The sequence below is a fragment of the Aminobacter sp. LjRoot7 genome (assembly GCF_964252895.1).
In the GTDB taxonomy this organism is placed as follows: Bacteria; Pseudomonadota; Alphaproteobacteria; order Rhizobiales; family Rhizobiaceae; genus Aminobacter; species Aminobacter aminovorans_B.
Map to the genome: position 1 here is coordinate 301,494 of NZ_CAXUPX020000004.1, position 21,153 is coordinate 322,646.

Consider the following 21,153-nt stretch of genomic DNA (forward strand, 5'->3'; position numbering starts at 1 on the left):
AACGACACGTCTTGGCAATGGAGAGCGCATGAACGCCGATTTGCACCTGAACGCAGCCGCAACCGAGATCAATGGCGCGCGTCCGCAATGGAGCCGCGCGGAAGCCCAGGCGATCTACGATTCGCCGTTCAACGACCTGCTGTTTAGGGCCCAGACCGTCCATCGCGAGAATTTCGACCCCAACCGGGTGCAGATGTCGCGCCTGCTGTCGATTAAAACAGGCGGCTGCCCCGAGGATTGCGGCTATTGCAGCCAGTCGTCGCGCCATGAGTCGGGCCTCAAGGCCTCGAAGCTTATGGAGGTGCAGCGCGTTCTGGCCGAAGCCAAGAAGGCCAAGGATGCCGGCGCCACCCGCTACTGCATGGGTGCTGCTTGGCGTAGCCCCAAGGAGCGCGACATGGAGGCGGTGGTCGCCATGATCGAGGGCGTCAAGGAGCTCGGCATGGAAACCTGCATGACGCTTGGCATGCTGGATCTCGGCCAGGCGCAGCGCCTGAAGCAGGCCGGCCTCGACTACTACAACCACAACATCGACACGTCCGAGCGCTACTACAACGCGATCATCACCACCCGCACCTTCGCCGACCGGCTGGACACGCTGGCCAATGTCCGAGACAGCGGCATCAAGGTCTGCTGCGGCGGCATCGTCGGCATGGGCGAGGAGAAGGCCGACCGCGTCGACATGCTGCTGACGCTCGCCAACCTGCCCGAGCATCCCGACAGCGTGCCGATCAACATGCTGATCCCGATCGAAGGCACGCCGCTGGGCGAAGCCGATCCGATCGAGCCGATAGAATTCGTCCGCACTATCGCGCTCGCCCGCATCATGATGCCGAAGTCGCATGTGCGCCTGTCGGCTGGCCGCACGGCGATGAGCGACGAGATGCAGGCGCTGTGCTTCTTCGCCGGCGCCAATTCCATCTTTGTCGGCGACACACTTTTGACTGCCGAAAACCCCGGCGAAGACAAGGACAGCGCGCTGTTCCGCCGTCTCGGCATCCAGCCGATGGAGCTCGACGCGGGGTGAGCGGACGAGCCTTGCTCGACCGCTACGAGGCCAGCTTGCGCGGGCTGGCCCGCAAGAGCCGGCTGCGTACGCTCAGCGGCCGCACCGGGTTCGATTTCGCTTCCAACGACTATCTCGGCCTGGCCGGCAGCAAGCGGATGGCCGATGCGGTCGCAGCTGCGCTGGCCAATGGCACGCCCGTCGGCGCCACCGGCTCGCGGCTTTTGCGCGGCAACGACCCCGAGCATGAGGCGCTGGAAGCAAAGGCTGCCGGCTTCTTTGGCGTAGAACGGGCGCTGTTCTTCGGCGGCGGCTATGTCGCCAACTTCGCCGTGCTGACCACCCTGCCCCAAAAAGGCGACCTGGTCGTGCTCGACGAACTGATTCACGCCAGCGCCCATGAAGGCGCGCGTGCCGGCCGCGCCGAGGTGGTGGAGGTCAGGCACAATGACGCCAATGCTGTGGACGACGCCATCAAGACCTGGCGTACGGGCGGTGGCACCGGACGTGCCTGGATCGTCACCGAAAGCCTCTACTCGATGGAGGGCGACCGCGCGCCGCTGGACGACCTCGCCGAGGTCGCCGAGCGGCACGAAGCCTTCCTTTTCGTCGACGAGGCGCATGCCACCGGCGTCTATGGTCCCGATGGCCGCGGTCTGGCGCATCATCTCGAAGGCAGCGACAATGTCGTTGTGCTGCACACCTGCGGCAAGGCCCTGGGCGCTTCGGGCGCGTTGGTCACGGCACCCGCGGTGCTCTGCGACTATCTCGTCAATCGCTGCCGGCCCTTCATCTACGCCACGGCCCCCTCGCCGCTGATGGCGGTGGCGTCGGCTACAGCGCTCGACATCGTCGCCGACGAACCCGACCGCCGTGAGCGGCTGGCGAGACTGGTGAAGCTGGCCGGCGACAAGGCGGAGACGCTTGGCTTTGTGCCGAGCGGCTCGCAGATCCTGCCCATCATCGTTGGCGACAATGCGCGCGCCATGCAACTTGCCGAAGCGCTGCAGGCGCGCGGCTTCGACGTTCGCGGCATCCGCCCGCCGACGGTGCCCGAGGGCACGGCGCGGCTGAGAATCTCGCTGACGCTCAATGTCGGCGAAGACGATGTTGCGGCGCTGTTCGATGCCCTTTCCGAGGAGTGCTCGCGATGACGGCACAGACGCCAGCAAGGATCGTCGTGACTGGCACCGACACCGGCATCGGCAAGACCGTGTTTGCTGCGGGACTGACCGCCCTGCTCGACGGCGTCTACTGGAAGCCGGTGCAGTCGGGCATCGAGGAGGAGACCGACAGCGAGATCGTCGCCCGGCTCGCCCAGCTTTCGCCGGATCATGTGTTGCCGGAAGCCTGGCGGCTGAAGGAGCCGCTGTCGCCGCACCGCGCCGCCGAACTTGACGGCGTCGAGATCGATGCCGATGCGCTCGCTATGCCCGCCACCGCGCGGCCACTGATCGTCGAGGGCGCCGGCGGGCTGATGGTGCCGGTCAACCGGCGCACGCTCTACATCGACGTCTTCGCCCGCTGGGCGACACCCGTCGTGCTCTGCGCCCGCACCGGGCTCGGCACGATCAACCACACGCTGCTCTCCATCGAGGCGTTGCGCGCCCGCTCGGTCCCGCTGCTGGGCGTCGCTTTCATCGGCGACGAGATGGCAGATACCCAGCGCACCATCGCTGAGATGGGTAAGGTGCGCGTGCTTGGCCGCCTGCCTCGGCTCGACCCGCTGACGCCTGGAACACTGGCCGAGGCCATGCGGGTGAACTTCAACGCGGCCGACTTCCTGGAGGCCCGGTTCTTCGAGGCAAAGCCATGAGCCGTTCCGCCGTCTGGCACCCCTTCACCCAGCACGCCACCGAGCCCGTGCCGCCTGTCATCGCGCGCACCGAGGGCGCCTATGTCGAAACAGCAGACGGCAAGCGCATCCTCGATGCGATCTCGTCCTGGTGGGTCATCACCCACGGCCACAGGCATCCGAAAATCATCGAAGCGATCCGAAGCGCGACCGAGACGCTCGACCAGGTCATCTTCGCGGGCTTGACGCATGAACCGGCGGAGCAGCTGGCGTCGGCGCTGGTCGACATGGCGCCTGCCGGCCTCGACTGGGTGTTTTACTCCGACAGCGGCTCGACCAGCGTCGAGGTGGCGTTGAAGATGGCGCTCGGCTTCCACCGCAGCAATGGCGCCGCCCGTACGCGCCTCGTCGTCATGGAGCACAGCTACCATGGCGATACGATCGGCACGATGAGCGTCGGCGCGCGCGGCGTGTTCAACGCCGCCTATGATCCGCTGCTGTTCGAGGTCGACACCATCCCCTTCCCTGCGCCGGGCCGCGAACAGGAGACGCTTGACCGCTTCGAAGCCCTGACCCGCGACGGCAAAGCCGCCGCCGTCATCGTCGAGCCGCTGGTGCTCGGCGCCGGCGGCATGCTGATGTATCCGGCCCGGGTGCTGACCGAACTCAAGCGCATCGCCGAGCGCTCCGGTACGTTGTTCATCGCCGACGAGGTGATGACCGGCTGGGGTCGCACCGGGACCATGTTCGCCTGCGAGCAGGCCGGCATCTCGCCCGACATCCTCTGCACCTCCAAGGGCCTGACCGGCGGTTCGATGCCGCTGGCGGCGACGCTTGCGACCGACGCGATCTTCCGGGCGCATTTCTCCACCGACCGTGCCAAGACCTTTTTTCACTCCAGCTCCTACACCGCGAACCCCATCGCTTGCGCTGCGGCACTCGCCAATGTCGCGATCTGGCGCGACGAGCCGGTCGCCGAACGCGTGACGGCATTGGCGATGATGCAGACGGAGAAGGTCGCGCGCTTCCGCAATGATCCGCGCTTTGAGAATGTGCGCACGGCCGGCACGATTGCCGCGCTCGACCTGCGTGTCGGCAAGGCGGGCTATCTCGCCGCAGTCGGGCCGAAGCTGCGGGCGTTCTTCCTCGAACGAGGGCTGCTGGTCCGGCCGCTTGGCAACGTCATCTACGTGCTGCCGCCCTATTGCGTGACCGCAGGCGAACTCGACCGGCTCTATGACGCCGTCGACGAGGCCGCAGATGTGGCGAACAGCGGATGAACCGTACGACGCGCATCGCCGGCTTTGGCCATCATGTGCCGGGCCGCAAGGTCGGCAACGCCGAGATCGAGGCGAGCCTCGGGCTCGATGCCGGCTGGATCGAAGGCCGCACCGGCATCCGCTCACGCTATTGGGCCGAGCCCCAGGACACGCTGTCGGACCTCGCTGCCAAGGCAGGCGAGATGGCGCTGCAACAGGCGGGTATCGCACGCGAGGACGTCGGCCTGCTGCTGCTCGCCACCTCGACGCCCGACCACCTCTTGCCGCCGAGCGCGCCGCTGGTCGCCCACAAGCTCGGCCTCGCCAAATCAGGGGGCATCGATCTCGCCGGTGCCTGCGCCGGCTTCATCTATGCCCTGACGTTCGCCGACGGTTTCGTGCGGCTGCACAACAAGCCGGCGATCGTCATTGCGGCCAACATTTTGAGCCGCCGTATCAATCCGGCCGAGCGGGCCAGTGCGGTGCTCTTCGCCGACGCGGCCGGAGCGGTCGTGCTGACGCCCTCCGACGATCCCGGACATGGCATACTTGGCGCGTCTGTTTCCGCCGATGGCGGCGGCTACGGCCTGATCCAGATTCCGGCCGGCGGCAGCAACCGGCCTTTCTCAGACGAGCTCGACATCGCCGAAACACGCATGACCATCGCCGATGGACGCGCTGTTTTCGCCAAGGCGGTCGAGATGATGAGCCGCTGCTCCGCGGAGGCGCTCGGCGCGGCGGGCCTGGAGACTTCTGACATCAGCCGCTTTGTGCCGCATCAGGCCAACGCCCGCATCTTCAATGCTGTGGGCAAGTCGCTCGGCATCGCCGACGACAGGATCGTCAAGACCATCGCCGACTACGGCAATTCGTCGGCCGCGACGATCCCGCTGTCGCTGTCGTTGGCGCATCTGAAAGCGCCGTTCCAGCGCGGCGAAAAGCTGCTGCTATCGGCTGCGGGCGCGGGTCTCACCGGCGGTGCGCTGGTGGTTGGAATGTAGCTTCGCGCCGACTGGCGTGTCAGGGAGGAACAATGCGCAAGATCGTCGCCGGCAAGCTGCACGGCATTCACGTCACCGAAGCCAACCTCAACTATCACGGCTCGATCACGCTCGACCCCGACCATTGCGAGGAAGCCGGCATCCTGCCGATGGAGTTCGTCGAGATCTGGAACAAGAGCTCCGGCGCGCGGATTTCGACCTATGTGATCCTCGGCGAGCGCGGATCGCGCTGCTGCATCCTCAATGGCGCCGCCGCCCGCACCTGCCAGGCCGGCGACCAGGTCATCATCTGCAATTCGGTCTATGTGAACGAAAGCGAGATCACGGCGCTCAAGCCGCACGTGCTGACTTTCGACAAGGACAACCGCATTGCCGACCGGCTGACCTATTCGGTCGAGCGCGACCAGGCCGGCCGCTACAGCTTCTCGATCCTCGACGAGGCCAGTGCCAGGCTTCCAATCCCGGCACTGGTCAGCAGTCACTGACAGCTTCCCCTGGCGGCCCGGCCAGACTTGCATCCTCGGTGCGGTGCTCATGCGGGCTGCGGGTGGTTTCATGGCCAGACCATGCCTAGCGATGCAACGCATGCCGCTTCTCGTCGGTTGCAACGCAACTGACTTTCCCGCAGAAATGGATTGGTAGGCATGTGCGGGAAGGATCGTCGGAACAGTATGCAAGGCAGCACGGGGGAGACTGTCAATTTTATCTGGATCGGCGACAAGCTTGGCGGATTGCACGCGGCCTGTATCCGCTCTTTTCAACGACATGGGTATCGCGCGGTGCTGCACGCGTTCGACGCGCCCGGCGACATGCCCGACGGTGTCGAGATTTTCGACGCCTCGCAGTTGCTGTCGAGGAGCGAGATCGTTGCCTACAAACGCGAGAAGAGCCTAGCGCTAACCGCCAACATCTACCGCTACAGGCTGCTTGAGGCTGGGCTCGGTCTCTACGCAGATTGCGACGTCTACTGCTTGCGGCCGTTTCCCCAGCAAGAATGGCTCTTCGGCTGGGAAACGAACGGCGTCATCAACAACGCCGTCCTCAAGGCACCAGCTGACAGCGATCTCGTGAGAAGCCTCGTCCAGAGCACCACCGGCAGGCATTTCATTGCCCCGTGGTGGTCGCCGAGAAAGAAAGCCGCGTACATCCAACTCAAGAAACTCAGCCTTGGTCGCGATATCATACACACCAAATGGGGGACGACCGGCCCCAGGCTTCTCACCCATTTCATCAAGGAATACGGCTTGGCAGACAAGGCGCTTCCCATGGATGCGTTCTACCCTATCCATCAAAAGATGACCGACCTGCTCTTCGACAGCGAGCTCTCGATCAAGGACATAACGACGCCGAGGACCTACGCGATCCATCTGTACAACAACTCGATCGCGCCAACCGTCACACCACCAGCAGGCAGCCCGCTCGCCGAAATCCTTGCGCCTTCCTAGAGCAACAGCGCTGGAGCCATACCGTTTTCAGATGGCCTACCGTTTGTGGCCATCCACCGACGCGCGCCGGTGGATGGATTTCCAACTCGTGCCAAACGATGACTAGCGGCGTTCGAGGTGCTCGACGGCGAGGAAGGCAGCCTTGGCGGCGAGCGAGAGCTGCTTGGCAGCTTCGACACGAGCCGGCGTGTAGTAGTGCTCCTCGTGCAGCATGTTGACGGTGCCGAGCATGGTGTCACCGACGAAGACCGGCCAGTTGAGCACCGAACCGCAGCCAAGCGACCAGATCAACTCATGGTCAGGGAAGACGTCGGCAATGTCCTTGATAGTGTTGGCGACGAAGGGCTGGCGCTGGACGTGGATCGTCTCAAACCAATGCGTGCGATTGATCGGCTTGGTGCCCGAGACGGGATAGGCATCGGGATGGCTGGTATAGGTGCGGCCGGAGACCTCGGTGGCCCAGTCGAGCTTCATCACGGTGAACAGCTTGGCGCCGACGACGACGTCGGCCAGAGCCTGCAGCGCCGCCCACACACCCTCGACCTCTGATGTGGTCGTAATGGCAGCATCGAAGGCGGCCAGCGCCTCGGCGAAATTGGCCTCTGTCATGGTGTACCTCTATTTCAAGTCTTGGGAAGAGACGCGCTGAACCTGGTCAGTTCGCGCGAATAGGGATCGACGAGCTCGCCGCGCTTGAGCTGGTCGACACTAGCTACCTCTACGACCCGGCCATGACGCATCACGGCAAGGCGGTCGCACAGGAACGAAACGACTGGCAGGTTGTGCGTAACCATCAGATAGGTCAGCCCCTGCTCGCGGCGCAGGCGCTTGAGCAAATTGAGGATTTCCGCCTGCACCGACACGTCGAGCGCCGACGTCGGCTCGTCGAGCAACAGCATCCTCGGCTTGAGGATCAACGCACGCGCAATCGCCACGCGCTGGCGCTGGCCGCCCGAAAGCTGGTGAGGAAAACGAAAACGGAAGCGGCGGTCGAGGCCGACCGACTGCATCACTTCGTCGACGCGCTCGCCGCTGTTGCCGATGCCGTGGATGGTCAACGGCTCGCTCAGCGTCGCATCTACAGTCTTGCGCGGATGCAGAGAGCCGTAGGGGTCCTGGAACACCATCTGGCACTGCTTGGCGAAGGCGCGGTCGATGCCGTGCGTGCGCGGCTCGCCGAAGACCGAGATCGAGCCAGTCCAGCTCTTGGCCATGCCGGCTATGGCCTTGAGCACCGTGGTCTTGCCCGAGCCGCTTTCGCCGACAAGCGCGAAGCTCTCGCCCTGTGCGACCTCGAAGCCGATGCCGTGAGTGACCTTCGAATCGCCGTAGGAGATGTCGAGGTTGTCGATCGCCAGCGCGTTCATGTCGAAGCCCCAGTACGTTCGAGGACAGGAAGCTCGTCGCGGCTTTCGTCGAGGCGCGGGATCGAGGCGAGCAGGCCCTGCGTATAGGGATGCTTGGCATTCCGGAGTTCACCGGCATCGCATTCCTCGACCACCTCGCCGCTACGCATCACCAGGATACGATCGCAATAGGCCGAGACGAGGTCGAGGTCGTGGCTGATCAGGATCAGGCCCATGCCCTTGCGCTTGACTAGGTCGTCTATGATCTCGAGCACCTGCGCCTGGACGGACACGTCGAGCGCCGAGGTCGGCTCATCGGCGATCAGAAGATCGGGCTCCGGAATGAGCATCATGGCAATCATGACGCGCTGGCCCATGCCGCCCGAAACTTCGTGTGGATATAGCCCGAGCACGCGCTCGGGATCGTTGATGCGCACAGCTTCCAGCATGGCAAGCGTGCGGCTGCGGATATCGCTGCGGCCCAGCTTCTGGTGGGTCAGCAATGCTTCGGCGATCTGATCGCCAATGGTCATGACCGGGTTCAGCGAGAATTTCGGGTCCTGCATGACCATCGAAATGCGCGCGCCGCGGATCGAGCGCATCTGCTTTTCGGACAGCGACAGAAGGTCGGTGCCGTTGAAGGTCATCTCGTCTGCGGTGACCCGGCCTGGCGAACGGATCAGCCGCAGGATCGAGCGGCCGGTCATCGACTTGCCGGAACCGCTCTCGCCGACGATGCCGAGGCGTTCGCGCCCAAGCGTCAGCGACAGGCCCTTGACCACGTCGACCGGACCACGCGCCGTCGGGAACGTGACCTTCAGGTTGCGGATTTCAAGCAGCGCGTTCATTGCCGATCTCCATGCTTGGGGTCGAGCACATCGCGCAGACCGTCTCCGAGGAAACAGAAGCCGAGACTGACGATGACGATGGCAAAGCCGGGCATCGTCGCCACCCACCACTGGTCGAGGATGAAGGAACGGCCGCGCGAGATCATCGCGCCCCATTCCGGCAGCGGCGGCTGGGCGCCGAGCCCGATGAAGCCGAGGCCGGCGGCCGTCAGGATGATGCCGGCCATGTCGAGCGTGACACGGATGATCATCGAGGACGTGCACAGCGGCAGGATGTGATTGACGATGACACGAAACGACGAGGCGCCCTGCAACTCGACGGCCGAGACGAACTCCGAGTTGCGGATGGTCAGGGTTTCGGCGCGGGCGATGCGGGCATAACCGGGCCAGGTCGCAATCGCGATCGCGATGATGGCATTCTGGATACCGGGTCCAAGTGCTGCCACAAAAGCCAGCGCCAGGATCAGCTTGGGCATCGACAGGAAGATGTCGGTGATGCCCATCAGGATACGGTCGACCCAGCCGCCGAAATAGCCGGCGACAGCACCGATGATCAGGCCGACTGGCGCGGCAAGCACTGCCACCAGCGCGACGATCATCAGCGTGATGCGCGCGCCGTAGACCACCCGGCTCCAGATGTCGCGGCCGAGCTCGTCGGTGCCCATCCAGTTGTCCCAGCTCGGCGGCTTGAGCCGCATGGCGAGGTCCTGGCCAACCGGCGAATGGGTGGCGATCCAGGGCGCGAACAGCGCCACCAGGATCAGCGTCAGCACGATCACCGCGCCGACCATGGCCAAGGGGTTGCGCGCCAGCGCGCGGCTCAGCCGATAGCTGCGGCCAAGCCGGGCCTGCAGGCGAGAGGCCGGCGAATCGTCGAGAAGCCAGTCACGTGTCGTCGCCATCAGCGTGCCCTCGGGTCGAGGACGCGGTAGAGCACGTCCGAAATCTTGTTGATGCCGATGAAGACGGCGCCGATGACCAGCGTCGCGCCCAGAACGGCGTTCATGTCGGCGTTGAGCAGCGCCGTCGTCAGGTAGTTGCCAATGCCTGGCCAGGAGAACACCGTCTCGATCATCACTGACCCTTCGAGCAGGCCGGCATAGGACAGGCCGATGACGGTGATCAGCGGCACGAGGATCGGCCGGAAGGCATGGCGCCACAGCACCAGCCGCTCCGACACGCCCTTGACGCGGGCGGTGGTGACATATTCCTGCGCCAGCTGGTCGAGCATGAAGGAACGCGTCATGCGGGCGATGTAGGCAAGGCTGAAGAAGCCGAGCACCGCAGCCGGCAGCGCGATATGGGTCAGCGCGTTGACGAAGATCTCGGTATCGCCGGCAAGCAGGCTGTCGATCAGAAGCAAGCCGGTGACCGGCTCGACGAGGCCGTCATAGAAGATGTCGATACGGCCCGGACCGCCGACCCACTGCAGCTTGGCGTAGAACAGCGCCAGACCGACAAGGCCGAGCCAGAACGCCGGCACCGAATAGCCGAGTAGGCCGACGACGCGGATGACCTGGTCGACGAGGCTGCCCTGGCGGCTGGCGGCATAGACCCCCATCGGCACGCCCATCAGCACGCCGATGATGATGCCGATCGTCGCCATCTCCAGCGTTGCCGGGAAGACGCGGGCCAGATCCTCGGCGACGGGCCGGCCTGTCGAGACCGACATGCCGAGGTCGCCCGTCAGCACGTTGCCGACATAGTGGAAGAACTGGACGATCAGCGGCTTGTCGAGGCCCATCTCGATGCGCACGGCCTCATAGACGGCACGCGGGGCACGGTCGCCGACGACGGCGAGGACCGGATCGATCGGCACGACACGGCCGATGAAGAAGGTGATGGCAAGCAGGCCGAGGAAGGTGAAGGCGACGGCGACGATGACGCCAAGCACGCCCTTCACTGTTTTCCAGGCGTGCCTCGCATTGCGCGACGAGCCGCCAGGCCCTGTTGGAAGCGCCTTAGCGGCGGAGTCGATTTCTGATGCCACGCGGTCTTTGTTCCTACCACATTGGCCGCGTCGCGGATGCGGCACGGATGTTGTCTGTCGAGCAAAATTCTGCTTGGACTATACAAATAATTTTGCTTAGATCAAAAAAATTTTGATGGGAGCAAAAAAGCGTGTCCTCGGAGGCCAGCAAAAACATGCCGTCGAGCCAGCCCAAGGTTGGCGCGCTGATCCGTGCCCGCCGCCGCCAGCTGTCGATGACATTGCAAGAATTGTGTGACGCAGCAGGCATTTCGGTCGGTTACCTCAGCCAGGTCGAACGCGACCACGCCACCCCCTCGCTCGGCACCCTCGCCCAGATCGCCCGCAGCCTCGACGTGGGTGTGGATTACTTCATCGCCACGCCCAGCGCGGAAGACGGACTGACCCGCGCCGCCGAGCGCAACCGATTCTCGGTCGACGGCTCGTCGATCGTCTACGAGCGCATCGCCGCCGACTTCACCGGCAACGTGCTGTCGTCTTTTGTTCTCAACGTCCCGCCAGGCTACCGGTCCGAGACGGTCAGCCATGAAGGCGAGGAAATCCTGTTCATCCTCGAGGGTTCGATCACCCAGCGCCTCGAGGACGAAGAGATGGTGCTTTCGGCCGGCGACAGCCTGCACTTCCGCGGCAACCGCCCGCATTCCTGGTCGAACGACACCCAACAGTTCGCGCGCATGCTCTGGACCGGCACCTTGCCGATGTTCAGGTCGCGCACGGAGCATCCGGCCCTGCGCGGTTCAAGGGCCGAAGAGAAGACAACGGGAACCAAAAAGGAGAGAAAATGATGAAACTGTTCAAAGCCGCGCTGCTCGCCGCGGCACTGGCGATGCCGATGACGCCCGCTATCAGCCTTGCAGCCACGCCTGCAGGCGTGCTCGTGGTGGCGCAGAACATCGATGACATCGTCAGCATCGACCCGGCCGAGGCCTACGAGTTCTCGTCGGGTGAATATGTCTCCCAGACCTATGACCGTCTCGTTCAGTACGACGCCGCCGACACCAAGACGCTGGCCGCCGGCCTCGCCAAGGAATGGGCCGTCGACGACGCCAACAAGACCATCACGTTTACGCTGCGCGACGGCGTCAAGTTCACCTCGGGCAACCCGCTGCGCGCCGAGGACGTGGTCTATTCGTTCAAGCGCGTCATCGTGCTGAACAAGGCACCGGCCTTCATCCTGACCCAGCTCGGCTGGACGCCTGAGAATTTCGATTCGATGGTCAAGGCCGACGGCAACAAGGTCGTCATCAAGTATACGGGCGACTTCGCTTCGGCCTTCGTGCTCAACGTTCTGGCCGCCCGCCCGGGCTCGATCGTCGATGCGGTGACGCTGCAGGCCAACGAGGCCAATGGCGACATGGGCAATGCCTGGCTGAAGTCGAACTCGGCTGGCACCGGCCCGTTCGTGCTCAAGGCTTTCCGCCCCGGCGAGCTGATCAACCTGACCGCCAACCCCGACTATTTCAACGGCGCGCCCGCGATCAAGGGTGTGATCATCCGCCACGTCGCCGAAGCCGCGACCCAGCAGTTGCTGCTGCAGTCGGGCGATGTCGACATGGCCAAGAACCTGACCTCGGACCAGATCGCGACGCTAGCCGGCAACGACAAGGTGACGACCGAGACCTATCCGCAGGCGGCCGTGCACTTCCTGTCGTTCAACCAGAAGACCGAAACGCTGACGCCGCCGGCCGTCTGGGACGCTGCCCGTTACCTGGTCAACTACAAGGGCATGACCGACACCTTCCTCAAGGGCCAGATGCAGACGCACCAGGCTTTCTGGCCGAAGGGCTTCCCGGGTTCGCTCGACGAAACGCCCTACAGCTACGATCCGGCCAAGGCCAAGCAGATCCTGGCCGATGCCGGCATCAAGACCCCGATCAAGGTGACGCTCGACGTCATCAACTCGACGCCGTTCACCGACATGGCACAGTCGCTGCAGGCAAGCTTCGCCGAAGCCGGCATCAACTTCGACATCGTGCCGGGCACCGGTTCGCAGGTGATCACCAAGTACCGCGCCCGCACGCATGAGGCGATGCTGCTGTACTGGGGCCCCGACTTCATGGACCCGCATTCCAACGCCAAGGCCTTCGCCTACAACACCGACAACTCGGACGGAAACTACCAGTCGACCACCACGTGGCGTAACAGCTGGGCGGTTCCGGAAGAGCTGAACAACGAGACCAAGGCAGCTCTCGCCGAGGCCGATCCGGCCAAGCGCAGCGCGATGTATGTCGACCTGCAGAAGAAGGTGCAGGAGAAGTCGCCGATCGTCATCATGTTCCAGGCCGCGACCCAGGTGGCGCGCGCCAAGAACGTCGAAGGCTACGTCAACGGCGCGACTTCCGATTTCGTCTATTACCGTCTCGTCAAGAAGAACTGACGAGCCGGCCTGGCAGGGACCGCCCATTGGGGCGGTCCCATCGCCCTTACCTGACATTACCCCTCCCCAACTCCAAGAAGGCAGAGACGATGTACGAAGAGCGGATGGCGCGGCTGCGCGAGCGCATGGCTGAGACGGGAACCGACCTTGTGGTCGTTGGCCCCTCCTCGCACCTTGTCTGGCTCGCCGGCATGTCGCCGCATGGCGACGAACGCCCGGTGCTGCTGATAGTTGCCAAGGACCATGCCGGCTTCCTGATGCCGGCGCTCAATGCCGACAGCCAGCGCCCCTTCACCAAGCTGCCTTTCTATCCCTGGGCCGATGCCGACGGTCCGCAGGCGGCCCTGTCGCAGCTTCTCGCCGATTGTGACGTCAAGGGCGGCAACGTCTCGATTGCCTTGGACGAGACCATGCGCGCCGATTTCGCGCTGCTCGCGCTCGATGCCCTGCCCGGCGCCAAGCGCAGCTTCCTGAACGATACAGTGAGCTTCCTGCGCGGCCAGAAGGACGAGGCTGAGTACGCACTGCTCAAGATGAACGCGGTGCTCAACGATGGCGCCATGCGCGCTGGCTTCGCCGCGCTCAGGGAAGGCGTGACCGAGCTTGAAGTGGCGCAGGCGATCCGCGACTTCTACGCCGCCAACGGCGCCAAGCCGGAGTTCACCAGCGTCTGCTTCGGCGAGAACGGCGCCTTCCCGCACCATCACACCGGCGACCGCAAGCTCAAGGCGAACGAGGCCGTGCTTATCGACATCGGCGGCCGCAAGGACGGTTATCCCTCGGACATGACCCGTGTCGGCGTGTTCGGCGACAAGCCGGAAGGGTTTGACGAGGTGCATGGCGTGCTCGAGCGAGCCGTCCAGGCCGCAATCGCTGCTGCCAGGCCCGGTGTTGCCGCCAAGGAAGTCGACAAGGCCGCCCGTGACGTCATCACAGCTGCCGGTTACGGCCCGAACTTCCTGCACCGTACCGGCCACGGCCTCGGCATCGACATCCACGAGCAGCCCTACATCACCGGCACGTCGGAAACCGTCCTTGTCGACGGCAACGTGTTCTCGATCGAGCCCGGCATCTATCTGCAGGGCCGCTTCGGCCTGCGTCTCGAGGAGATCGTCATCCTGCGCGGCAACCGCGCCGAGGTGCTGTCCGACCTGCCGCGCGAGGCATTTTTGGTCAAGGCGTAAGCCTTCGCGATCCAGTCGAACAACGAAAGGGCCGCAGCTGCGGCCCTTTTTTGTTGGGATGCGGCACCTCGCCCGATCAGCTCCCCCACCCGCTGTTATCCAATTTGCGTGTACTAGTGCTATCGTTGCGTTCGGAACCGTGGATTTGCGCTGGAGGGGCCGTGCGTTCTTTGCTCGTGGCGGTGGTCGCCCTGATCTCGATGAATGCCAGTGCTGCCGAACAGACTTTCCCGGCCGACGGCAGCGTCGTCTATTTCAACATGCCCTCAGGCAATGTCGGCTGCCAGTACACGCCGGCAGGCGGATCGGACGTCTACAAACCCGAGGATGGCGGACCGGAACTCGGCTGCGACCGCATCGAGCCGACCTATCTCAGGTTCATCCTCGGCAAATCAGGAAAAGCCAAGCGTTATCAGAACGTTGGCGACACCGGATGCTGCGACGGCTCGCACACGCTTGAATATGGCAACAGCTGGAAGAAAGGGCCATTCAGCTGCACGTCCGACAAGGCCGGGCTGAGTTGCACCCGCAACGACGGCCACGGCTTTTTCATCAGCCGGTCCATAACCCAGGTCTATTGAAACGCCCCCCTGAAACACCCAATTTCAGGCAAAAGAAAAGCCGGGCAAGCCCGGCTTTTCAGTCATGATGTCGGCAAGAAAGCGATCAGTTGACCGCGTCCTTGAGGCCCTTGCCGGCCGAGAACTTCGGGACCGTACGAGCCGGGATCTTCACTTCTGCACCGGTCTGCGGGTTGCGGCCGGTCGACTCCGCGCGTTTTGACACGGTGAAATTTCCGAAACCGACAAGCCGGACATCGCCGCCATTCTTCAGTTCGCCGGTGATGACGGAGAACACCGCATCAACTGCGGACTGCGCATCGCCCTTGGAAAGCTTGGAAGCTTCGGCGACGGCGGACACTAGTTCGTTCTTGTTCATTCAAATTCCCTTCCATGAGAAAACCGGGACATTAGACTCAGCCGGTAGGACACGGACTTTAGGAAAAAGTGCGGGCACAACCAAGTCGAAAAGGCGCGAAAAGCCCGGAATTCCGGGGTTTTTTCACATGAAAAAGCCGGGCATAAGCCCGGCTTTTTTGTTTTGATGGCGACATTAGATGCAACTAATGAGCGAAACCCTTGCCAGCATCGTCGCCGGCATCGGACTTGGAGGCCGGCACGTCGACCGGCTCGGTCCACTCGATCGGCTCCGGCATCCGGACCAGCGCGTGACGCAGCACTTCACCAACCCGGGAAACCGGGATGATCTCCATGCCGCTCTTCACGTTTTCCGGAATCTCCGCCAGATCCTTGGCGTTGTCTTCCGGGATCAGCACCTTCTTGATGCCGCCGCGCAGCGCTGCAAGCAGCTTCTCCTTCAGGCCACCGATCGGCAAGATACGGCCGCGAAGCGTGATCTCGCCTGTCATCGCCACATCGGCCCTGACAGGAATGCCGGTCAGGATCGAAACGATGGCGGTCGCCATGGCGGCGCCTGCGGACGGACCGTCCTTCGGCGTGGCGCCTTCCGGCAAGTGCACGTGGATGTCGCGCTTGTCGAACAGAGGTGGCTCGACACCGAAGTCGAGGGCGCGGCTACGGACATAGGATGCCGCAGCCGAGATCGACTCCTTCATGACGTCGCGCAAGTTGCCGGTGACCGTCATCTTGCCCTTGCCGGGCATCATCACGCCTTCGATCGTCAGCAGCTCGCCGCCGACCTCGGTCCAGGCAAGCCCTGTGACCACGCCGACCTGATCCTCGCCTTCGACCTGGCCGAAGCGATAGCGCTGCACGCCCAGATAATCGTCCAAGTTGGCGGCGGTGACCTTCACCGACTTCTTCTTGGTCTTGATGATCTCGGTGACGGCCTTGCGCCCGAGCTTCATCAGCTCGCGCTCGAGGCTACGCACGCCCGCTTCACGGGTGTAGGTCTGGATCACGGCACGGATGGCATCCTCGGAAACCGAGAATTCCTTGGGCTGCAGCGCGTGGTCGCGAACAACCTTCGGCATCAGGTGCCGCTTGGCGATCTCGACCTTCTCGTCCTCGGTGTAGCCGGCGATACGGATGATCTCCATGCGATCCATCAAGGGCGCAGGGATGTTCAGCGTGTTCGCCGTCGTCACGAACATCACGCTCGACAGGTCGTACTCGACCTCGAGATAGTGGTCCATGAACGTTGCGTTCTGTTCCGGATCGAGCACCTCGAGCAGCGCCGACGAAGGATCACCACGGAAGTCCTGGCCCATCTTGTCGATCTCGTCGAGCAGGAAGAGCGGGTTGGACTTCTTTGCCTTCTTCATCGACTGGATGACCTTGCCGGGCATCGAGCCGATATAGGTGCGGCGGTGACCGCGGATCTCGGCCTCGTCACGCACGCCGCCGAGCGCCATGCGCACGAACTCACGGCCGGTCGCCTTGGCGATCGACTTGCCGAGCGAGGTCTTGCCGACGCCGGGAGGGCCAACGAGGCACAGGATCGGCCCCTTCAGCTTCTTCTGGCGGCTCTGCACGGCAAGATACTCGACGATGCGGTCCTTGACCTTGTCGAGGCCGTAGTGGTCGGTGTCGAGCACCTCCTGGGCAAAGTTTAGGTCCTGCTTGACCTTTGAGTTCTTGCCCCACGGGATCGACAGGATCCAGTCGAGATAGTTGCGCACGACGGTGGCTTCAGCCGACATCGGCGACATCGAACGCAGCTTCTTGAGCTCGGCATCCGCCTTTTCGCGGGCCTCCTTCGACAGCTTGGTCTTCTTGATGCGCGCCTCGATCTCGGCGGACTCGTCGCGGCCGTCTTCGCCTTCGCCGAGTTCTTTCTGGATCGCCTTCATCTGCTCGTTGAGATAGTACTCGCGCTGGGTCTTCTCCATCTGCCGCTTGACGCGGCTGCGGATGCGCTTTTCCACCTGCAGGACGGAGATTTCGGCTTCCATGAAGCCCATCGCCTTCTCGAGCCGCTCCTTGACGGACAGCGTGCCGAGCATCTCCTGCTTTTCGGTGATCTTGATCGCAAGATGCGATGCCACCGTATCGGCGAGCTTGGAATAATCCTCGATCTGGCTGGCAGCGCCAACCACTTCGGGCGAAATCTTCTTGTTCAGCTTGACGTAGTTTTCGAAGTCGGAAACCACCGAACGCGCCAGTGCCTCAACCTCGACCTCTTCCTCTTCAGGCTCGCTCAGGATGAGAGCGTGGGCCTCATGGAAGTCGGTCTTGTCGGTGAAGGACTGAATCTTGGCGCGCGTCGTGCCTTCGACCAGCACCTTGACGGTGCCGTCCGGCAGCTTCAGCAGCTGCAGCACATTGGCGAGCGTGCCGATGTCATAGATCGCATCGGGCTCGGGATCGTCGTCGGCGGCATTCATCTGGGTCGCAAGCAGTATCTGCTTTTCCTGACCCATCACCTCTTCCAGGGCCTTGATCGACTTTTCACGTCCCACGAACAGCGGAACGATCATGTGCGGGAACACGACGATGTCGCGCAACGGCAGGACTGCGAAGGTACCTTCGCTGGAAGAGCGGGATATTTTGGCCATTGTCCAACCTTTCATTTCGCAGCCGCGCGAGCGCCAACCGCGAATCTCATATTAACGACCATGGACGGTTCCGCCTACCGCCGATTACCGCGCGGCATTACAGCACGAAAACCCACCCATCGCCTCTTCTTCGTTAGTTGGAGCTTCGCCGGGTAAACATCAAGGCCAATCACGCTAGCGTTTGCTGGCCTTCGCCGACGAGGCTCCAAAATGCCAACGGCGCCGCTGGGGCGCCGTTCGCTGGAGCGGTTCCAAGGGAAACTGCCAGGCCTCAGGCGCTGACGTTGCCCTTCTTTTCCTTCTGCTCGGAGTAGATGTAGAGCGGCCTTGCGCTGCCGGTCACCACCTCTTCCGAGATCACCACTTCCTGGACGCCTTCCAGCGCCGGAAGCTCGAACATCGTGTCGAGCAGGATCGCTTCCATGATCGAACGCAGGCCGCGGGCGCCGGTCTTGCGCTCGATGGCGCGCTTGGCGATCGCCGAGAGTGCGTTCTCGTGGAACGTCAGGTCGACATTCTCCATCTCGAACAGGCGCTGGTACTGCTTGACCAGCGCGTTCTTCGGCTCGGTCAGGATTTGGATCAGCGCCGGCTCATCGAGGTCCTCGAGCGTCGCCAGCACAGGCAGACGGCCGACGAACTCGGGGATGAGACCGAACTTCAGCAGATCTTCCGGCTCGACGAGGCGGAACACTTCACCGCTGCGCCGATCTTCCGGCGAAGCGACAGTGGCGCCAAAGCCGATCGAGGTCTTGCGGCCGCGATCCGAGATGATCTTGTCGAGGCCGGCAAAGGCGCCGCCGCAGATGAACAGGATGTTGGCAGTGTCAACCTGCAGGAATTCCTGCTGCGGGTGCTTGCGGCCACCCTGGGGCGGCACGGAAGCGACAGTGCCTTCCATGATCTTCAGCAGTGCCTGCTGGACGCCCTCGCCGCTAACGTCGCGGGTGATCGAAGGATTGTCCGACTTACGGCTGATCTTGTCGATTTCGTCGATATAGACGATGCCGCGCTGGGCGCGTTCGACGTTGTAGTCGGCCGACTGCAGCAGCTTGAGGATGATGTTCTCGACGTCCTCGCCGACATAACCGGCTTCGGTCAGCGTCGTTGCATCCGCCATGGTGAACGGCACGTCGATGATGCGGGCAAGCGTCTGGGCGAGCAGCGTCTTGCCGCAGCCGGTCGGGCCGATCAGCAGGATGTTGGACTTCGCCAACTCGACGTCATTGCTCTTCGAGGCATGCGCCAGGCGCTTGTAGTGATTGTGGACGGCCACCGACAGCACGCGCTTGGCGTAAGGCTGACCAATGACGTAGTCGTCCAGAACCTTGAGGATTTCCTGCGGAGTCGGCACGCCCTCGCGCGACTTCACCATCGAGGTCTTGTTCTCCTCGCGGATGATGTCCATGCACAGTTCGACGCACTCGTCGCAGATGAAGACGGTCGGGCCGGCGATGAGTTTGCGTACCTCATGCTGGCTCTTGCCGCAGAACGAGCAATAGAGCGTGTTCTTGGAGTCGCCGCCGCCGTTGCTGACCTTGCTCATCTTGTCCAAGTCCTTTCACTGCCGCCCGGCCGAAGGTCTGGCTCCGGGGCGCATATGCAATCTAACGACGGACGCCGCCACCGCCATCCCATGGCCGCCGCAACGAGCTCCGTACACTCACATTCCAGAAGTCGCTGCAACGAGTCGCGGCACCCTTGAACAACGCTAAGCCGTCGAAGCTCAACGCCGCCTTAACGTAGGCCGACGCTTCCACGGAGGGAACAGCAAAATGTGTCCGAAATGCCGCAGGGCACCTCAAAAATGCGAGATGTGGCCCTGCAGGCAGGTCGAAGCGTCCAATCACGAAGCCGTGGTACCCTCAGCGACGTCGCGGCTTTCGATGACCTTGTCGATCAAACCGAAGTCGCGTGCTTCGTCGGCGGTCATGAAATGGTCGCGATCAAGCGTCCGTTCAATGGTGTCGTAGTCCTTGCCGGTGTGCTTGACGTAGACCTCGTTGAGGCGACGCTTGAGCTTGACGATGTCCTGGGCGTGGCGCTCGATGTCGGAGGCCTGGCCGGAGAAACCGCCCGAAGGCTGGTGCACCATGATGCGGGCGTTCGGCGTTGCGAAACGCATGTCCTTGTGGCCGGCGCAGAGCAGCAGCGAGCCCATCGAGGCGGCCTGGCCGATGCACAGCGTCGAAACCGCCGGCTTGATGAACTGCATGGTGTCATAGATCGCCATGCCCGAGGTCACCACGCCGCCTGGCGAGTTGATGTAGAGGTTGATCTCTTTCTTCGGGTTCTCGGCTTCGAGGAACAGCAGCTGGGCGCAGACCAGCGTCGCCATGCCGTCTTCGACCGGACCGGTAATGAAGATGATGCGCTCCTTGAGCAGGCGCGAGAAGATATCGTAGGCGCGCTCGCCACGGTTGGTCTGCTCGACCACCATCGGAACGAGGTTCATGTATGTTTCGACGGGGTTCTTCATCGACTATCCCTTTATCGTGAGGGGATTCCGGCGCCGGACGGGCAGAATCGGTTCAGAGGCTTTGCCCTGTAAATAGGATGCCGCCTCACCATTGCGCAAGGCCGGTGAACACGCATGATTTCAGCTATCGCTAACTTTCGCTGCAACAGCTGGTTCAATGCCTGGCACTGGAAATTTTAGCACCGGCTGCGGTAGTGGACCCAATCAGATGTCGCCCGGCGGTCTCTACAGCCCATTTCGCCCAAAACTGATATCGGAGCGATCGTGTCGGAAGCCAAAGACAGCGAGACAATCAAGTTCTACTCGAACGAGGCGGAAGCCTACACGACGAGGGGCGTGCCGGCGAGCAAGCGCCATCTCCATACGTTCATGACGCGGTTGCCGGCGGGTGGCCGCGTACTCGAACTCGGCTGCGGCGCTGGACAGGACAGCGAAGCGATGCTGGCCGAAGGCTTCGACGTCACGCCGTCAGACGGTACCGAAGCAATCGCGGCAGCGGCCGCAAAACGTCTTGGCCGAGCCGTCAAGGTCCTTCTGTTTGAAGACATCAAAGAAACTGAAGCCTATGATGGCGTGTGGGCCAATGCCTGCCTGCTGCATGTGCCGCGCGAACATCTTCCGGCAATCATCGCTCGTGTTCAGCGGGCGTTGGTCCCCGGAGGCGTGTTCTATGCGAGCTTCAAGGCTGGCGAGGCCGAAGGGCGCGACCGCTTCGGAAGGTACTACAACTACCCTTCCCCCGAATGGTTGGCAGGCGCGTACGGCGTCCGTGGCTGGAGGGGGCAGATCGAAATCACCAGCGACAGAGGCAGTGGCTATGACGGCCTGCCGACGGACTGGCTTTATGTATTCGCCACCAAGGCCTGAGCGGCAGGGGTGGTTCTG

Annotated in this window: 21 protein-coding genes; 12 read left to right on the plus strand and 9 right to left on the minus strand. The window is 63.1% G+C overall.

Going from position 1 to position 21,153, the window contains the following annotated elements; all coding sequences use genetic code 11:
* Window positions 1-28 precede the first annotated feature (28 nt).
* The 7 genes from bioB (at window position 29) to ACSQ3E_RS14545 (ending at window position 6,506) form a co-directional block, all read left to right on the plus strand.
* Complete coding sequence (gene bioB / locus ACSQ3E_RS14515) at window positions 29-1,027, plus strand: biotin synthase BioB (RefSeq protein WP_436123223.1); 999 nt, start codon at window positions 29-31, stop codon at window positions 1,025-1,027.
* Window positions 1,024-2,160: an 8-amino-7-oxononanoate synthase gene (locus ACSQ3E_RS14520; RefSeq protein WP_436123224.1), complete on the plus strand. Its 1,137-nt coding sequence runs from the start codon at window positions 1,024-1,026 to the stop codon at window positions 2,158-2,160. The genes bioB and ACSQ3E_RS14520 overlap by 4 nt, the downstream gene beginning before the upstream one ends.
* Window positions 2,157-2,822: a dethiobiotin synthase gene (gene bioD / locus ACSQ3E_RS14525; RefSeq protein ID WP_436123225.1), complete on the plus strand. Its 666-nt coding sequence runs from the start codon at window positions 2,157-2,159 to the stop codon at window positions 2,820-2,822. The genes ACSQ3E_RS14520 and bioD overlap by 4 nt, the downstream gene beginning before the upstream one ends.
* Window positions 2,819-4,081: an adenosylmethionine--8-amino-7-oxononanoate transaminase gene (locus tag ACSQ3E_RS14530; RefSeq protein WP_436123226.1), complete on the plus strand. Its 1,263-nt coding sequence runs from the start codon at window positions 2,819-2,821 to the stop codon at window positions 4,079-4,081. The genes bioD and ACSQ3E_RS14530 overlap by 4 nt, the downstream gene beginning before the upstream one ends.
* Window positions 4,078-5,061 (plus strand): beta-ketoacyl-ACP synthase III, encoded by a 984-nt coding sequence (locus ACSQ3E_RS14535; protein WP_436123227.1) that lies wholly within the window; start codon window positions 4,078-4,080, stop codon window positions 5,059-5,061. The genes ACSQ3E_RS14530 and ACSQ3E_RS14535 overlap by 4 nt, the downstream gene beginning before the upstream one ends.
* A gap of 32 nt (window positions 5,062-5,093) precedes the next feature.
* A complete protein-coding gene (gene panD, locus ACSQ3E_RS14540) occupies window positions 5,094-5,546 on the plus strand; it encodes an aspartate 1-decarboxylase (RefSeq protein ID WP_436123228.1) in 453 nt (150 codons plus the stop codon).
* A 186-nt stretch (window positions 5,547-5,732) separates the two neighbouring features.
* Window positions 5,733-6,506, plus strand: coding sequence for a hypothetical protein (locus tag ACSQ3E_RS14545; RefSeq protein ID WP_436123229.1), 774 nt, complete (start codon window positions 5,733-5,735; stop codon window positions 6,504-6,506).
* Window positions 6,507-6,608: 102 nt separating this feature from the next.
* On the opposite strand, the gene ACSQ3E_RS14550 is transcribed toward ACSQ3E_RS14545, so the two are convergent.
* Genes ACSQ3E_RS14550 through ACSQ3E_RS14570 form a run of 5 tightly spaced genes read right to left on the minus strand, consistent with a single transcriptional unit; the run spans window position 6,609 to window position 10,594 of the window.
* On the minus strand, window positions 6,609-7,115 hold the full coding sequence (locus ACSQ3E_RS14550; protein WP_436123230.1) for a GAF domain-containing protein: 507 nt from the start codon (window positions 7,113-7,115) through the stop codon (window positions 6,609-6,611).
* A 14-nt stretch (window positions 7,116-7,129) separates the two neighbouring features.
* A complete protein-coding gene (locus ACSQ3E_RS14555; protein ID WP_310326838.1) occupies window positions 7,130-7,873 on the minus strand; it encodes an ABC transporter ATP-binding protein in 744 nt (247 codons plus the stop codon).
* Window positions 7,870-8,700, minus strand: coding sequence for an ABC transporter ATP-binding protein (locus tag ACSQ3E_RS14560; RefSeq protein WP_436123231.1), 831 nt, complete (start codon window positions 8,698-8,700; stop codon window positions 7,870-7,872). Before ACSQ3E_RS14560 ends, ACSQ3E_RS14555 begins: the two co-directional genes overlap by 4 nt.
* Window positions 8,697-9,602, minus strand: a complete 906-nt coding sequence (locus ACSQ3E_RS14565) for an ABC transporter permease (RefSeq protein ID WP_436123232.1) — start codon at window positions 9,600-9,602, stop codon at window positions 8,697-8,699. Before ACSQ3E_RS14565 ends, ACSQ3E_RS14560 begins: the two co-directional genes overlap by 4 nt.
* Window positions 9,602-10,594: an ABC transporter permease gene (locus tag ACSQ3E_RS14570; protein ID WP_115733861.1), complete on the minus strand. Its 993-nt coding sequence runs from the start codon at window positions 10,592-10,594 to the stop codon at window positions 9,602-9,604. Before ACSQ3E_RS14570 ends, ACSQ3E_RS14565 begins: the two co-directional genes overlap by 1 nt.
* Before the next feature lie 227 nt (window positions 10,595-10,821).
* On the opposite strand from ACSQ3E_RS14570, the gene ACSQ3E_RS14575 reads away from it, so the two are divergent.
* The 4 genes from ACSQ3E_RS14575 to ACSQ3E_RS14590 all read left to right on the plus strand — a co-directional run bounded on the left by ACSQ3E_RS14575 (window position 10,822) and on the right by ACSQ3E_RS14590 (window position 14,832).
* On the plus strand, window positions 10,822-11,475 hold the full coding sequence (locus ACSQ3E_RS14575; protein WP_436123233.1) for a helix-turn-helix domain-containing protein: 654 nt from the start codon (window positions 10,822-10,824) through the stop codon (window positions 11,473-11,475).
* Window positions 11,475-13,067 carry an ABC transporter substrate-binding protein gene (locus tag ACSQ3E_RS14580; protein WP_436123234.1) on the plus strand — a complete coding sequence of 531 codons (1,593 nt, stop codon included), beginning with the start codon at window positions 11,475-11,477 and terminating at the stop codon, window positions 13,065-13,067. Before ACSQ3E_RS14575 ends, ACSQ3E_RS14580 begins: the two co-directional genes overlap by 1 nt.
* Before the next feature lie 89 nt (window positions 13,068-13,156).
* On the plus strand, window positions 13,157-14,251 hold the full coding sequence (locus ACSQ3E_RS14585) for a M24 family metallopeptidase (RefSeq protein WP_436123235.1): 1,095 nt from the start codon (window positions 13,157-13,159) through the stop codon (window positions 14,249-14,251).
* 161 nt (window positions 14,252-14,412) lie between these two features.
* Window positions 14,413-14,832, plus strand: coding sequence for a DUF6636 domain-containing protein (locus tag ACSQ3E_RS14590; RefSeq protein ID WP_436123236.1), 420 nt, complete (start codon window positions 14,413-14,415; stop codon window positions 14,830-14,832).
* Between the two features lie 85 nt (window positions 14,833-14,917).
* On the opposite strand, the gene ACSQ3E_RS14595 is transcribed toward ACSQ3E_RS14590, so the two are convergent.
* From ACSQ3E_RS14595 to ACSQ3E_RS14610, 4 genes are all read right to left on the minus strand, one after another.
* Complete coding sequence (locus tag ACSQ3E_RS14595) at window positions 14,918-15,190, minus strand: HU family DNA-binding protein (RefSeq protein WP_018427423.1); 273 nt, start codon at window positions 15,188-15,190, stop codon at window positions 14,918-14,920.
* Window positions 15,191-15,374: 184 nt separating this feature from the next.
* Complete coding sequence (lon, locus tag ACSQ3E_RS14600; RefSeq protein ID WP_436123237.1) at window positions 15,375-17,789, minus strand: endopeptidase La; 2,415 nt, start codon at window positions 17,787-17,789, stop codon at window positions 15,375-15,377.
* A gap of 271 nt (window positions 17,790-18,060) precedes the next feature.
* Window positions 18,061-19,335, minus strand: a complete 1,275-nt coding sequence (gene clpX, locus ACSQ3E_RS14605) for an ATP-dependent Clp protease ATP-binding subunit ClpX (protein WP_115733862.1) — start codon at window positions 19,333-19,335, stop codon at window positions 18,061-18,063.
* 300 nt (window positions 19,336-19,635) lie between these two features.
* Window positions 19,636-20,268, minus strand: a complete 633-nt coding sequence (locus ACSQ3E_RS14610) for an ATP-dependent Clp protease proteolytic subunit (RefSeq protein ID WP_310326823.1) — start codon at window positions 20,266-20,268, stop codon at window positions 19,636-19,638.
* Between the two features lie 264 nt (window positions 20,269-20,532).
* Here ACSQ3E_RS14610 and ACSQ3E_RS14615 point away from each other — a divergent pair, with 264 nt between their 5' ends.
* Window positions 20,533-21,135, plus strand: a complete 603-nt coding sequence (locus ACSQ3E_RS14615) for a class I SAM-dependent methyltransferase (protein ID WP_436123238.1) — start codon at window positions 20,533-20,535, stop codon at window positions 21,133-21,135.
* Window positions 21,136-21,153: the final 18 nt, after the last annotated feature.